Below are 14,923 nucleotides of genomic sequence, written 5' to 3'. Positions count from 1 at the left end.
GGTGACGGCGTGCAGCTCGGCGAAGACCTGACGCAGCTGCTCGACGGCGCGCTGGCCGCCGGCCATACCGCCGTAGGAGACGAAGCCGACGGGCTTGGCCCGCCACTCCCGGTAGACGTAGTCGATGGCGAGCTTCAGCGACGCCGGGTACCCGTGGTTGTACTCGGGTGTGACGACGACGAACCCGTCGAGTCCGCCGATGCGCTCGGCGAGGGTCGGAGCGTCACCGGACCCGTCGGACCGCTCGAGGGTGAGCTTGAGCTCGGAGGCGAGGTCGGGCTCGGACAGGTCGATGACATGGGTCTCCATATCCTCCCGCCGCCCGATCTCGGACATGAACCACCGGGAAACCCGATCAGCGAACCGCCCGGGCCGAACACTGCCGACGAGAACGCCGATCTTGAGCGGGGACACGGACATGGGTGTACCTCGATTCCGGAGGACGGCAAGGAGTGATCACGGGGGGCCTGTGGTCCGACCCCGCGGAATCAACGTAAAATCTCAAGCAAACTTGAGGTCAAGGAGACCAGGCCCACCGCCGACCGAAGATCACCAACCCCTCCTCCCTCACCGACAACCAGGGCGAACCCCGATGAACGAATCCGCTACGCTGTCAGGGCACCTTCCGCCTTCGTAGCTCAGGGGATAGAGCACCGCTCTCCTAAAGCGGGTGTCGCAGGTTCGAATCCTGCCGGGGGCACCATGCCTGACCAGCGCGTTTACCCTTCCAGGGTGGGCGCGCTGTTCGTCGTAGCCGTGGCATTAGCCGTCAGTAGGTTCCACAGCATGGCGAACACCAAGCCCAAGCCCGTTCAGAGGGGCCGCATCCGGCGCAACGGGTCCGGCTACCAAGCCAGCGTCTACGTGGGGCGCGACCCCCTCACCAAGAAGAAGATCTACGTCTACGAGCAGGCGTCATCGCTCCCCGAAGCCGAGAAGGCACGCACCAAGCTCCTCCACCAGGTCGACGAGCAACGCCACCCCAAGCGCGAGGTGACGGTGGCTTTCCTCCTCGATCGCTGGCTCGGCGTCGCCGAGCTCGACGAGACGTCGTACGAGCGTGCCGAAGGCATCATCCGCAACTACCTCAAGCCGACCTTCGGCACGCTGAAGGCCGGCAAGCTCACCGCCGAGATGCTGGAGCTCTTCTACTCCCGTCTCCGCCAGTGCCAGGAACAGTGCGAAGGCCGGCGCAACGGCAAGACGGAGCCGATGACCAAGCGGAAGCACGTCTGTGAGCCGCTCGCCGCGAACAGCATCCGCAAGATTCACTTCATCCTGCGGCCGGCACTCAACCGCGGCCTGCGCTGGGGCTACGTGACGACGAACGTCGCTGCCCTGGCCGAGCCTCCGTCGCAGCCCAAGCCGAACCCCGACCCTCCCACTCCAGAAGAAGCCGCGCTGGTCCTGAACACGGCCTGGCAGCGGGATCTCGACTGGGGGACGTTCCTGTTCATGACGATGGTGACCGGCTCACGCCGCGGAGAGATGTGCGCGCTGCGCTGGTCGGACATCAACTTCGACCGGCTGGAGCTGTTCGTGAAGCACTCCAACAACGGTCGGCGCATCAAGGACACCAAAACCCATCAGCGCCGGCGGCAGGCCATCGACGTGATCACACGCAACGTCCTGCTGGCCCACCGCGAGCGTGCCAAGGAGCGCTGCAAGGCCCTCGGCGGCGAACTCGCCCGGGACGCCTTCGTGTTCACCTCGGAGGCGGACTCAAGTCTCCCGCTCAAGCCGCCGAGCGTCAGCCAGCGTTACCGGCGTCTGGCCGAGAAGCTGAAGATCCACACGCACCGGCTCAAGGATCTGCGCACCTACAACGTCACTGAGCTCCTTGGCAACGGCGCCGACGTCCGTACCGTCGCCGGCCGCGTCGGCCACAGAAGCAATGGCGCGACCACGCTCAAGTACTACGCCGCCTTCCTGGCTACCTCAGACCGCCAAGCCGTGACGGCCTTCGCCAAGCAGCTGCCCGTGCCGGAGGGTCTGCTCGCCGAGCAGCCGGTCACTACCGTCATCAACGGTCTGCGCCTGGTCTGCCAGTGCGGCAACGAGTCGCTCTGGGCGATGCTCGTGGTCACTGAAGGTGGAGCAGAGGCGCTCTGCGGCCAGTGCGAGGCGGCCGTCCAAGCTCGGCCGGACACAGCCGTGGGCCCCATCGGCCGGACCATCAAGGTGGAAGCGGCCCCGCCACACGAGCTCGCTCCCTGGGAAGTGATCGCGAAGGACGTCGCGGACGCCATCAAGGACGGCACGATGCTGCCTGGCGAGGACGTCCCCACCGTAGGCGACATCGCCCAGGCCCATGGCGTCTCGGTCAGCACCGCTCACCGCGCCTTCACCCAGCTCAAGAACGACGGCCTGATCGAGGTCAGCCGCGGCCGCCGTGCCATCGTCCTCCCACGCCAGGAGAAGAACTCCGATGCCGAGTAATGGCCGCGCAATGCTCTTCCTCATCGAGGACAACGACTCAATGGTGGCCTGCATTGGCGTACGGCGAGCTGGCGACGGATCACCGCTTTAGGAGTTCGATCTCCCCTCGTCCTGGTCCGGGCTCGCCTCGGGCAGCGGTGCCAGACGTGGTTGCCGCGTATCGACGCCGTCCGCGCTCGTTGATGTCAACTTTGGATGTCAGCGGAACAGATCTTGCACCGGGCAGGCCTCACCGAGAACGGGACCCCCATCGAACCGGGCAACCTGAACCGGTCGTTCGAGGCACTAAGCGTCCGCGCCGACGTCCGCAACCTCCGCCTTCACGACCTGCACCACACGTGCGCGTCGCTCCTCCACGATCAAGGCGCCGGCGCCCGCATGAGGCCCGCGCCAAGGCAACACTGGTGCGGGCCCTCGCGCCCTATCGGCAGCCCCCGGGCGGACACGGGTTGTAGCATCCGCCAGGCGGGCACCCACCCTTCTCACCCGGGTAGTAGTCCTCCTCATTGCTACCACTGTCCCCACTGCTGCCCTCGTCTTCAGACCATCCGTCGCCGGGGTCAACGTAGTCCGGATCGACGTACTCCGGATCGTTCGTGGGGTCCTTGTAAAGCCCCGTCGATGACGGACACGCCTCGGCGTCCTCCACGGCGTGAAGGGTGACATCTGGTTCATGCTCCAGGGCAGTCCCAGCTTTGACGCTCTGGAAGCACACCTTCCAGTTCGCGTAGTCACCAGCTTCGTTGTTCGTGTCGTAGGCCGCCTCGTCCTCGTAGGCTGCCTCGATGGCAACGTCGCCGACGGCATCCCCCAGCTTCTCTACTGCCTTGGCGTAAGTAGTGCCCTTCACGTTTGGCATCTTGGGCCAGGGAATGCGTTGACCATCCTTTTTCGGGCACGGCGCCCCGTCTGGCACGGCAGCGAAGTCGACCTTGCTCAAGGTCGCCTCCTCGAAGCACACCGTCCAGTCCCCGCCCGGAGTCTCATACCGGTCGCTGGCGTCGTGGACCACAACGCTCAGCCCGGTCTGCCGTGCTCGCTCCGAGGCACTGTCGACGCTCTTACCGACCTGGCTCCCAGCCGGGCTCGGAGTAGCCGTGACGGTGACCGTCGCCTTCGGCGTCGACGCCACCTCCTCACAGTCATCGTCACAAGATCTGAGTAGGAGGAGGAGCAGCACCACAGTCAAAACGGCTATGCCGCTGAAAAACCCCTTTTCACCCTTATTTATTGCCAATGCTGTGATACCCCCCTGGTTCACATGGACGCTCCCCGGGCGACCCGCGCGGGTGTGGGATTCCTGTCCACCCGATGGCATCCGTGCCGGAAAGACAGCCTGAGCACGTCACCTTCCGCAGCAGCCAGCGGATGATGATCCGCGCGTATCGGGTTCTATCGGAACGAGAGATGCGATGGCAACAGATGGGACGAAAGACGACGGTCCGAACGGATGCCCTATCACCATGCGATCCACGCCTGCCGTCAACCACTGCCGTCAAGGCAAAAAGGCCAAAGGCCCTGTGAATCAATCCATAGGGCCTTTGGCGTGCTGTGCACTCGGCAGGATTCGAACCTGCAACCTTCTGATCCGTAGCTCTACATAGATCGGACGTTGGAGGTCATACAGGCTGTGGGGGGCTTGGCGCTCGGTGTTGGGTGCTGATGGTTGCTGGGGTTGCTGTACAGCAACCAGCCGGCTCGGCGCGGCTATGGCTGTGCGCATTGGCGCTCCCGTCATGCGCCTGCGTTCTCAGCAACGCAGACGTACGTGGGGGGTTGCGCACCGTCCTCGTTCGGGAAGTCTAGGACGCCCGGGTAGGTCATCCTGGTGCCCGGGTAGGCCCCCTCGCAGGACAGAGGGCTGTCCGAGAAGACCGAAGTGCCGTCGACCTGGATCGCCTGCCCGTCTGAGCCGACCAGGTACGCACCACACTGATAACCGGCCGCGTTCATCAGAAGAGTGGCGTCCTTTCCTGCGCCATCGCTGCTGCCCGTCCACGCGAGACAGTAGGTGGCTCCTGGATCCCCTCCGGTGGCCGGCTGCGAGATGACGTGGATGGCCTGGAGTGGCGCGGGGCCGCCGCACAAGCCCTCGATATCTTCTACATGCCAGGGTGCTCCAGCCACACAGACATCGGCCTTCGGCTCACAGCCAGCTGGACCGTCAGACGTCTTGTAGGTCACGGGGATGCACGACGGCGATGCATCCGCCAACCGGGGCGGTGGAGCACTCGACGACGAGGTTGGCTCTGAAGATGTCGAGGTACCGCGGTTTCCGTGTCCGGCTCCTGTGGCTCCGCGTGTCGCGTTGGGGAGCGCCTTCTCGTCGGAAATGTGTCCCGGGTCCGTCTGCTGGTGCAGAACCAGAGCCAGGCACACGCCGACGACCACTGCGACGGCTCCCCCGGCCATTGCCGCCTTCCACGGGAACCGCGGTGGTCGAGGACCAGCGGCTTCGCGGATTACGGGGATGTTCTCCAGCGTGTCCCCGTTGTGGAAGGCAAGCACTTCATCCGGGCGCGGCGGTCGCTGCGGCGGCGGTGTACTCACGGTCCCCCCTGCTTGCTCTGCTGGCGGCCACGGTAGGGCACCAGCGGCGGGGACAAGACGGGCTGGTTGAAGCGCAACGGTGTCGTGACTCATCGGCATTGGTGCTCTCACACGGTCCGGGGCCAGCATGCTGAACCGGCAGCGCCATGCCCACAGCTCGCAAACACGCTTTCCAACTGTGGTGGTGCATCGCAGGGTCGTGTACGGGGCCGTTCACCTGCATTCATGGCCAGTCGTGCGTGGGAGCGGCTACCGCCTTCGGTCTTGCCTGAACGGTCGTGAACGGCGCTGAACGAGACGGAAAACGAGACGGACGGATGGGCCGGGCTCGCTAGCATCGCCGCTGTTGAAGGGGGAGTCATGGCACTGGTCCGCAAGGGATCACGTCGGATCGTTGTCGACGGTACGGCCTACCGCTGGCGGCTGCGAGGCAGGCCGACGTACTTCCAGGGCTTGGCCTGGTCGCCGTGCACGTTTGCGGTCGAGCATGCGGACACCCCGGGCATGACGCTCGTGGTCACCACCAACCAGCCGCATCCGAGTAACTGGTTCGGCCGAGAGGCTGAGCCTGTACTGCCGTCCGATGTTGCCGCAGCTGTTCGGCTTGCCCTGCGTGAGGGTTGGACTCCGACGGCTCCGGGCTCCGTGTTCCAACTTGACCAGTCCTCCGGCTTCACGCCTTCGCACTGAAGGAGAGGAACCGGAGCGCACTGTCAGTCTGAACTGAGTCGGGAGGTAACCGGTGTTGTACGCACACGAGGTGGTCCTGAACGAGCTCGCGCAGGGACTCAGGCCGACGGCCGAGGGTGTCGAGTGGTTCGAAGGCCGCTCGGAGGATGACCAACGCAAGGTCTTGCACGCGCTGGTGGAGGTCTGCGGGCAGGCCCGGGCCTGCGAGGACGATGTGCCGGAGAGCATCGCGCTTTCTGGTATTCGTCCCACTCACACGCTGGCGGTGATGCTCACGAAGTGGCGCTTTGGGATGGCGGCGCTACCGGCCTATGAACTCACCAAGTCCTTCCGCCTGCTCGTCGCACTCTTCAGCATCGCGGACACTCGCAGGCGGACGCAGCATTGCGCTGATCGGTGCGGTCACGAGTGGCACAACCTGTCGGTTCCGCGGCGGGATGCCACCTAGGTGTCTTCTTGCCCTGGGTGTTGCCGGGGATCCTGGTGAGCTGGGTTTTTGCTGGTCAGGTGCGGTGGGCTCTTGCGCCTGGTGGTCGTCGTCGGTCGTTATTGGCCACTGGTGAGCGGCCTCGGACGGCCCAGAGACGGCCCAGTCGGCACCGTTATGGGCGTCGACTTACCGCGTTGCGCAGCGCCTCGAACCAACACATGAAGAGCCACCTCAGCCACCAGAACCAGCCTCTCCGCCTGCCCTGTGACTGCGGTTCCGGACGCGCCGGCGTGCGCGGAAGTCGGGGAGGAGTAGAGACACGTGGGCTCCGGCTTCGTCGGCCTCCGCCACCGTGCAGATGGCAATAGCCGTTCCATCCGGCCGGGTTTCCGCACGCTCGTCCCTGCCGTGTCACCCCAGCGCAACCCCCCATGAAACGAGTCTGGCAGAGGCTGCGCGGGCAGCGGGCGACTGTGGGGCAACTGCTTGCGGGACCTGCGGAGTCTCACATGCGGAGCCATCAGTTTGGGAAGCTGCGGGCATCGAGGGCCCGTCGTCGGCGTTGACCTGCTCGAACGGCAGGTTCGCCACCTCTGTGGGCTCGACTGCTTTCACCGTGATTCCCCGCTGTTCCCCGCTCGATCTGGTGCGCTTGTGGTGCGGTCACTGTCGGCGTGGGGCACTACGAGCCGGCGCGTCTGCAAGTGCCTCATAGGTGTTGCTTGGCTGCTCTGACGAGTCGGCTGATGTCGTCACGGGTTCGTACCCTGGCATCGTCGAGTTCTGTTCTGCTGGCTGTCTTGGACAGCGTCGTAATGTCTGCGAGCACGTTCTCCGCGGCCTGGCTCAACGTCTCGTCATCGGTGAGCATCTGTGCCCGGAACAGTGCCTCTTGGGCGTTGGAGCGCAGGTCGTAGGCGCGGATCCGTACCGTGTCGGGGTCCTCCGGTGGTGGCTGTTCGTGCTCGCAGAACCAGAGGTGAACCAGGCAGCGGCGGTAGTTGACCAGTGCGCCGGCGTAGGCAGAGAAAGCATCGAGTCGTTCCTGTCGCAGCTTCTCCTGGCGGGTGAACTGGTGGTTCCTGTCGGCGGTGCGCTGCTGGAACGCCAGGGTGATCCCCGAACCAAGCAGCGTCCCCAGGACGGCTATGCCGCTGGCGATGATGGTCTCCACATCCCAAGCTGATCACGCATCGCCGTCCTCCGCGGGCCGTAACCCGACTCCCATGGCACCACGCTTTCCAAGTCTGACTGAGACACAGTAGGTTCACCTGGCTCATCAGCCAGAGCCATCTCACGCATCCGCATGCCCTCGACGAGGGCTGCTCACTTGCGCGGGGTGACGGTGCAGCCCTACGGTCTGCGAGTTCGATGTCTCGCTGGGTCGCTCGCCACTAGGTCCGCCCGGTAGCCCCGAAGAATCCGCCGAGTCCGGGGCACGTCGCCTGGCTTCAGGTCACGCTCCACCTCGCAGACGTACCGTTCAAGCCCGGCACTGACTGACCGGACACGGGCCGAGGCCAGGCAGATTCGATCACTATCTCTCGCCGGTGATACGCAAGTGATAATGTGTCGGTAACCTGGGCGTCCCGATCATCTTTAGATACCCAGGAATTGTCGACTGGTGTAATGGTGCTAAAGAGTTGAAGGTCGGCAACTCTTCAAGAACACACTCGCATTGCGCGAGAGTTCCTCGGTTCGATTCCGAGGTCGACGGAGTGCATCGGAATGGTGCATTGCGTCGACCGCAGAATTACCAGGAGGGGGGAGATGGGGTGGAGCGCCATCGCCGAAACTCGGCACATCGTCGCAATCTTGACGCGCTCGAAACAGCCTTCGAGGTAACGAGTCGATCCTGCAAGGAAGCGATACGTCGCGGAAATGGTCACGAGGTCGACTCCCTCACGAAAGCCTGTGCGCTAATTCTAGCCGCAACTTTGGAGGACCGTCTCATGGTTCTCATTACCTCTCTTTACTTTCCGGAAAACGCCGAGAAGCGCGTGATGGATGAAAAATCCATTGCCGAGCGTTGGCAGAGAGCGGTCGATGAGGCGTTCTCTGTTCGCTATAACGTCCCGTCGCGAAACATCCCTAATCGACTAGATTTCACGGCTCAAGCGTACTATAGGGGTATCAGTGAAGTTCTAAGCGACTGGATCACTCCTCTTTTTAGCCTAAGGAATTCTCTCGCCCATGGGCAATGGGTGGTGGCGTTCAATGAAACTCGCAGTGCTGCAAATAACGATAAAACGAAGAAGCTTAAAGATCTGAGCTTGTGGCGTCTGAGACTTCTGAAAAATATGCTGGGTCATCTGGAGCGCCTGCTTTATGACCTCACCGTTACCCGATATGCGTTCGAGCGGGATTTCGATAAACATTGGACGGGCTTGGATGCGGCGAGGCGGAGAATTGAGAACGGAAAATCTGCGGACTGGGAGAAATTGCTCCGAACGAGACACCGCAGGGGAAAGTGGCATCGCGAGATGAACATTGCCAGGGAAGCGAGAGAGCGGGGAGCGAAGGCAACGTGAGGCTGCCGCAGCTTCAACAGGAAAATTAGGCTTCCAGTACGTTGAGGACGATCGTTGTGGTGATGTCGGCAGGGCCCACAACCCGCACTCGCTTATCCGCCCTCGCTCCCGTCCCCTCCGCCATGGGCCGCGTCTGCTCGGCTCTGCCTGGGTCGACGGTGGACGGGATGGGAGCCCACTACGCTCACTACGATGTGCCCGCGGCCCGGAACGGCGCCCCCTCCCGCCCGGTGCCGGCCGATCCCCCGCCGAAGGCGTCGTCTGTGACCGAGGGCGCGTTACTTCGGGCCCTGTCGATGTGTGGGCGGATGTTCAACGTGAGCGGAGTCCGCAGGTTGGTGCAGGCGAAGCCGGGGGTTTGGTGCGGTTGTGGCGGTGTGCTGTGCCACGACTGATCATTGGCGGCCGTGACCTGCGCCCGCCTAAACGATCAGCGTCCTGACCTGCTGCTGAGCTGTCGACAGTTGTCAGCGTTGGTCATCGTTGAGCGCCCTTCCACGGAGGACGGCCCGGGAGGGGCATTTTCACATTTCTGGTGCTGCATATACGTAATAATCCAAGTTCCCGCAGAGCCCTCAATTGCTATGCGTACGGGTCCTCGGAATCTCCGTCAGATTGCGCTTTTTTGGCATCCCGCATCATCCGAAGCCCATCGACTACGCCCATATAGAATGCAAAATTGTCATCCCTTGTCATTTCTTCCTGAAGCTTTGCGCTACCTCCGAAGCTGCCCAGCGATGCGTCGGGGACGGTGATGAACAAACTCACGCCGACAGGCCCTCCTTCTTGCGCAATTTTTAGGCACAGCGATCTGGCTTCGCCGCTTAGTTGAAGTAGGCGGTGCGCCTCTTCGACAGCGATGATAATCCCGGGCTTCTCGGTGCTCGGGTTTAGGTAGTCACCCCCATTGATCTTCCTGTATTCAATGACGCGGACAGCGCCCGACAGAATTCCCAGCGAAGACTCTAGGTCGCCCACTGAGAATCTTAGAGCCGCGTCCTTCTCGATGAACGGATGGAAGTGCTTCTGCTCAGGTGACCAATCGATGAGGCATAGGGAGTACTTCAGGCTTGTTAGCGCACCAAGTAGAATTAGAGTTAGATTGTTGCTCTTTCCGATACCCTTCCCTCCCGCAATAATTCCGTGAAGTACGCCAACATTTGGCCGATGTAGTGCAATTTCCACCACTTTCCCGTCTCGGTAAGTGCCAATGGAGATCTTCCCAGTTTCCGGGTTATATAGGGGAGTGGCTGGGTTGTACGGCACTACGGTTGTGTGGAATTCGTCCTGCAACTCCACTTGTTGCCAGTACCGGGCGGTCTCACTGTCTCCCAATTCTAGGTAGATCGACGCGAGATTTGCGGCAGCGCTTCCATTTCCGTCTCTCGCTAGCGGCTCCCAAGCCGCTACGGCGTAGTCATTCCTTCCGGCCATGTAGGCGTGCATACCGATGAGCCAACGATCGTCATTGTCGGGACAGAGGTCTAGGGCTTCTTTCCATATAAAGTCAGGAACGTCTGACCTGTCCTGCCGGGAGCGAGAAATTGAGTCTGGAAGGTAATCGAACGCACGCCACATGCCTTCATATTCTTCTCCTGGGATCAATAGTCCGGATACGCCGTGTCGAACCTTCGTTGCCCATGACTTGGCCTCATCCCAAGTTTCAGGCCTAAGTGTTGGGCTGCTTAGGTACTTTTCATGTAGGTCTTGGAGGACATCGATATCGACAGCCCCGCTGAATCCAGCGCGGGCCAGGTCAACGCTCGCTTGGACAAGTGCGGCACCTCGGGGGTGCCCACTCACGCGTTGGGCTCTCTGCCACTCTTCCAACAAGCTAGGCCCGGCAGCCACGTACTCAGCGACGCCGTAGATGTTGCTGTGGGTCACCGCATCAGCGAGTCGCTCATCACCAGCTTTCGAGGCTCGATCAACCTCCCGTTCACTCCAGATTCGGCCGATAAATATGGGCTCCACCGCTCGCAGCAGGCGATTTCCGATTTGTCGAGAAGAGTTCTCCTCTCCGGAATCCTTGTATGGTCGTGAATTTGCGTACGTTTCAAACAGCTCGTCCCTCATTGTTGCGACGATAGCAATATTTAACCTCTCTAATGAATCAAGTAGGGCCGGATTCATTCCTTGATTTCCAAGGAATCCCTCCAAGTCGTCCAGCCAGAGGATGAAAGGGGCTGCTGGGGAGTCTTTTAGCCGCTTTGGCAATTCGGCTATTTTGGTGCCGCGGCTAGGGGCGTATATCGTATGATTTGGCATGCATCGCCGAATTCCATGAAATGCCGTCCTGCTTTTGCCTGATGTGGAATCACCGGTCAGTAGAACCATACCTCCGTGGGTGGAAACATACTTCATTCGTTCCGCTACTTCGCGATCGGCATCGCGCAATACGTACGGCGGCAGAATGGGGTGGCTCTTGATTGTGCGGGACCTGTGGACCCCCAGTTTGAGTGGGTCAACTTCATGTACCTTCGGCCATTCGGTCGGGGTGAAACTAGGCGACCCGTCGAGCTTCAAATGTATTTCAGGGTTGGTGATGATCGGCGCTCGAACATCACCACCCACCGCAACTGCCGCATCTCCGGATGCCGTTACCTTTTTCTGTCGCACTTCTTGTCCCTACCCCTGTTATGCGTCGTCAATATCGGTGGTTATATCACCCTCTGCTTCTCCGCCGATCGCGATACTGCCGGGTCCTTGAGAAACGATGCCGTCTTGTGTGCTTGGCGGCGGGCTTGACTGCATCGACCCGCGTATTCGTGTACTGACTGACCCATGAGTAGAACCGCCCACAGCTATGCTGCCTTTACCCGTGGCGGAAATATTCGCACCCTGGCTTTCGCTACTCGTGAGAAATGCTTGAGTTCCGGCACCGACTATGAGTAATGCCCCTAGGGCTACCCACCAAGCAACGTTTGGTCGGTCTGTAGCAATGTTCGTTACCAGCCCTATCGCAGCTGCAATGACCACTGATGCACCAGCTGCAACACTGCGCTTGATTGCTGTCGACACAGGTCCTCCCGTAGCTTCCCGAGCGCGCGCCGTTGCGGCCGCACCCAATGAGGTAGTTTGCCGGATCGTTGAGGTTGGCGTAGCGGCTTTGGGCTGGAGCTGCTTTGGGGCGAGTGATCATGGCCCCGTAAGCTTCCGGCGCGTCGGGCAGTCTGTGGACCTGCCCGTTAAAGCACGACGTTGGGGCCATGATCTTCGAGGCTCGCCCCAAAGTGGCTGCCTAAAGCCGTGGAGCCGACCGCCCCAGCCACAGAGGGTGTCTCCCAATTCATGCCCGTAGCTCGCCAGCGCGCCGCCGGGCGCGGCCAGCCGGGGCGCAGACAGGAGGCAGGCCGCGCCGCAGAGGCGGCGCGGGCCCGCGCCGTGCGCGGGCCTTGAACCAGTGAAGAAGGTTGTAACTCAGTCGGCTGCGTGTGGCTCGTTGGGTGTTCGAGGTGCCCGGGGGCCTGTCGCGCGGGCGGTTCCTGTTGAGTCTGCATCCCAGCGCTAAGAGCGGCCGTCGGGCCCCGATTGCGAGCCTTCCGTGGCTGACGTTCTCGGCTAGCAATCTGTCGCAATCCGCGAGCGATGCCGTGCGGCCACCCCGCATCCTGGACCTTCAACCCACCAGGACGCGGAGGCGACATGGCGCTCAGGTTCCTCGGCACTACCAGCGACGGCGGTGACTGCCCCACTCTCTACGAGGTGGAAGGCACGGGCGAGATCCTCGTGCAGGGTGACGTCGTCACCGACCCCGAGCACATCGCCCAACTGCGGGACGTGAAGCCCTCCGAGACGTTCGTACGGGTGCCACGCGAACTCCTCGCCCGCTTCGCCCCGCACAGCGCGCCATCCGAGGTGATCCCGTTCAGCGACGCGGCGCACGTCTTCACCGACCTGAAGCACACCGCGTGGCGGCTGGAGACCCGCCGCGGCTACGCCACCGACCGAAGCAGCGCGGCGTGGGCCCGCTGGAAGGCCGGCGAGGACGTGGCCCATGACGAACCCGACGCGTGGCGCCGCAACGTCATCGAGCAGGTCGCACAAGGCAAGACGTTCGGCCGCGTCCGGATCGTTGACCAGCCGCTCACGGAAGGGCAGGAGTTCCTGCTGACGCGGGCACCGAGCAGCGTGGCCGCAGGTGACGAGGTGCGCTACCTGTGGCGGGCGGATGCCGTGCGCCTAGGCCTTCCCGAGTTCGACCTCTGGCTCATCGACTCCCGCACCATGCTCCGCTTCGTGTTCGACGAGCAGGACACCACCATGGGCGTCATCGTCTCCGAGGACCCCACCGAGGTACTCGCCGCCTGCCAGGCCCGCGACGCCGCCTGGCATCACGCGCTGACTGCCGCCGACTTCGCCGAGCGGGTACGTTCCACTGCGTGAGCAGCGACTACCAATCCGGGCGCGTCGCCCTCGGTGCGCGCATGCGCGAACTGCGCACCGAGGCGGGCATGAACGGCAAGAACTTCGCCGAACGCCTCGGCTGGCAACGCTCGAAAGTCAGCCGCCTGGAGAACGGCAAGCAGACCCCGAGCCGCGACGACCTCACCGCATGGGCCGAAGCCGCCGGCCGGGCCGACGTCATAGCCGAATTGACCGGGCGCCTCGCCGGGCTTGAGACCCGTTACCGGTCGCTGCGCAAGCAGTACTCCAACGGGCACCGCGCCCGCCAGGAGCAAGGGCTGGTCGAGACGGAGCAGACGAACGAGCTGCGGGCCGTCGAGGTGATCCGAATCCCCGGGCTGTTCCAGACACCCGAGTACGCGCGGGCCGTGTTCACTGCCAACGCCGCATTCCGCGGCGTCCCGACCGCGGACATCGAGGACGCTGTCCGGGCCCGCATGCGTCGCCAGCAGGCCCTGTACGAGCCTGAGCGCAGCTTCCGCGTCCTGCTGTGGGAGGGCGCCTTGTACGCCTTGAACGCCCCCCGTCCGGTCATGGCCGCGCAGTTGGACCGGCTCCGCTCCATGGTCGGCATGGACACGGTACAGCTCGGCATCATCCCCTTCGCTGCCGAGCTGCGCCGCAGCCCCTCGCACGGGTTCTGGATCTACGACCGCCGCCTTGTGATCGTCGAGACCCTCAGCACGGAAATGTGGCTCGACGACGAGGAATCGGTCTCGCTGTACGAGCGGGCATGGGACTGGCTCGCGGACTCGGCCGTGTACGACGCCACTGCACACCGGCTCATCGGCCGCGCGAGCGCCGCTCTCAACCTGTCGTAAGCAACCCGAGGCAACGGCCCGGCCTACGCACGCAATCCCGCGCAATCGCCGCACAGACCCGCAATCGCCTTGCCTACGGTCCTGGCCATGGCCCTACCGAACTTCGCCCAACAGTACGAGGCTGGGGATGCGTGGCTCGCCGACTGCTCCGCACGCCCGGACCTCGTACGCACGGCGTGGGACGCGGAGACGCTCGCCCCGATCGCCTCCGGCGCTCACTGGCTGGTCGCCGAGGCGCAGCTCGCCACCCGGTACCCCGTCGTCATGCGCATCCCCGCACAGAAGCGGGGCCCGGTCCTCGCCGCCCCCGAGGCAGACAAGCTGTGGTGGCTGGTCCCGCTCGACGCGGCCGAGGAAATGGCCGACGTGCGTCAGCTCCTGGTGCAGCCACCGGGCTGGCGCCTGCACTGCCCCCCGACGGGCTGGCACATCGACGGCCGCATGTGGATCACGCGTCCCGATGGTTCCGGGCTACTCACCGACCCTGCAGTGCTCGCCGCCGCGATCGGCCCTGGCGGGTACCGACTCCCCGCGGAGGCACCATGACCACATCTCTGGCCGCGCCTGCTACAGGCGAGATTGGCACTCCAACGCTCGGCGAACTGCTGATTGCGACGTCCGCGAAGGGCCGAGATCGCGCTGCCGCCCAGGCGCTGGTGGAAGAGGGGACGGTTCTCGCTCTGGACAGCGTCCGCCGACTCCTCATTGTGGAGGGTGAGAACGGCCCTGCGTGTCACTGGGAGGGACTGATGGGCCGTTTGTACGGTCTAGGCCTCGACGACGCTCAGCGTGCGTTCCTTGGCCTCGTGCTGGGCATGGTGGGCATCGGCCTCCACACCCTCGCGGCAGTAGAGGAGCTGGACGAACGGCGGCTGCTCATCCTGATGCGCTCGATGCCGGTCCTCGCGTGCAACGAACGGATCGCGGTCGGCACCCGCATGTAGCTCCCGTTGCCAGCAGCGTCGCCGACCGCGCCGGCAGCGGGCCAGCGCGGCCGTCCCTGCCCCCGTCAGGGACGGCCGCCCCCCGACCTCGTAGGACGCAGCGAATCGCCG

General features: G+C 63.4%; 11 protein-coding genes, 1 tRNA gene and 1 pseudogene. 9 read left to right on the top strand and 4 right to left on the bottom strand.

The annotated features are described in order from the left end of the window. Positions 1-27: 27 nt before the first annotated feature. Positions 28-420, bottom strand: a pseudogene (locus CP983_RS25055) (NADPH-dependent FMN reductase); the annotation flags it as partial. A 207-nt stretch (positions 421-627) separates the two neighbouring features. Between CP983_RS25055 and CP983_RS25050 the strand changes: the two are divergent. Continuing rightward, positions 628-703, top strand: a tRNA-Arg gene (locus tag CP983_RS25050). 83 nt (positions 704-786) lie between these two features. Further along, positions 787-2,439: a tyrosine-type recombinase/integrase gene (locus tag CP983_RS25045; RefSeq protein WP_167537763.1), complete on the top strand. Its 1,653-nt coding sequence runs from the start codon at positions 787-789 to the stop codon at positions 2,437-2,439. 421 nt (positions 2,440-2,860) lie between these two features. Here the strand turns inward: CP983_RS25045 and CP983_RS44075 are convergent, their stop codons facing one another. Beyond that, the gene (locus CP983_RS44075; protein ID WP_167537762.1) at positions 2,861-3,700 is read right to left on the bottom strand and encodes a hypothetical protein; all 840 of its coding nucleotides are present in this window, start codon (positions 3,698-3,700) and stop codon (positions 2,861-2,863) included. A gap of 1,649 nt (positions 3,701-5,349) precedes the next feature. Here CP983_RS44075 and CP983_RS25035 point away from each other — a divergent pair. Together CP983_RS25035 and CP983_RS25030 are read left to right on the top strand one after the other, a co-directional pair. Next, on the top strand, positions 5,350-5,679 hold the full coding sequence (locus CP983_RS25035) for a hypothetical protein (RefSeq protein WP_150501946.1): 330 nt from the start codon (positions 5,350-5,352) through the stop codon (positions 5,677-5,679). Between the two features lie 70 nt (positions 5,680-5,749). After that, a complete protein-coding gene (locus CP983_RS25030; protein WP_229914772.1) occupies positions 5,750-6,127 on the top strand; it encodes a DUF5958 family protein in 378 nt (125 codons plus the stop codon). A gap of 691 nt (positions 6,128-6,818) precedes the next feature. Here CP983_RS25030 and CP983_RS25025 read toward each other — a convergent pair. Further along, complete coding sequence (locus tag CP983_RS25025) at positions 6,819-7,283, bottom strand: hypothetical protein (protein WP_150501942.1); 465 nt, start codon at positions 7,281-7,283, stop codon at positions 6,819-6,821. Between the two features lie 778 nt (positions 7,284-8,061). Between CP983_RS25025 and CP983_RS25020 the strand changes: the two genes are divergently transcribed. Then, on the top strand, positions 8,062-8,640 hold the full coding sequence (locus CP983_RS25020) for a hypothetical protein (RefSeq protein WP_150501940.1): 579 nt from the start codon (positions 8,062-8,064) through the stop codon (positions 8,638-8,640). Between the two features lie 582 nt (positions 8,641-9,222). On the opposite strand, the gene CP983_RS25015 is transcribed toward CP983_RS25020, so the two are convergent. Then, positions 9,223-11,259: a tetratricopeptide repeat protein gene (locus CP983_RS25015; protein WP_150501938.1), complete on the bottom strand. Its 2,037-nt coding sequence runs from the start codon at positions 11,257-11,259 to the stop codon at positions 9,223-9,225. A gap of 1,026 nt (positions 11,260-12,285) precedes the next feature. Between CP983_RS25015 and CP983_RS25010 the strand changes: the two genes are divergently transcribed. The 4 genes from CP983_RS25010 (at position 12,286) to CP983_RS24995 (ending at position 14,812) form a co-directional block, all read left to right on the top strand. Then, the gene (locus CP983_RS25010; RefSeq protein WP_150501936.1) at positions 12,286-13,026 is read left to right on the top strand and encodes a DUF6879 family protein; all 741 of its coding nucleotides are present in this window, start codon (positions 12,286-12,288) and stop codon (positions 13,024-13,026) included. Continuing rightward, positions 13,023-13,868: a helix-turn-helix domain-containing protein gene (locus tag CP983_RS25005; protein WP_150501934.1), complete on the top strand. Its 846-nt coding sequence runs from the start codon at positions 13,023-13,025 to the stop codon at positions 13,866-13,868. Before CP983_RS25010 ends, CP983_RS25005 begins: the two co-directional genes overlap by 4 nt. Before the next feature lie 87 nt (positions 13,869-13,955). Then, a complete protein-coding gene (locus CP983_RS25000; protein ID WP_150501932.1) occupies positions 13,956-14,414 on the top strand; it encodes a hypothetical protein in 459 nt (152 codons plus the stop codon). Next, positions 14,411-14,812, top strand: coding sequence for a hypothetical protein (locus tag CP983_RS24995; protein ID WP_150501930.1), 402 nt, complete (start codon positions 14,411-14,413; stop codon positions 14,810-14,812). The genes CP983_RS25000 and CP983_RS24995 overlap by 4 nt, the downstream gene beginning before the upstream one ends. The last annotated feature ends 111 nt before the right edge of the window (positions 14,813-14,923 follow it).

The organism is Streptomyces chartreusis, assembly GCF_008704715.1.
In the GTDB taxonomy this organism is placed as follows: Bacteria; Actinomycetota; Actinomycetes; order Streptomycetales; family Streptomycetaceae; genus Streptomyces; species Streptomyces chartreusis.
Note: the sequence above shows the minus strand (reverse complement) of the source record. Positions and strands in the feature narration are given on the sequence as shown.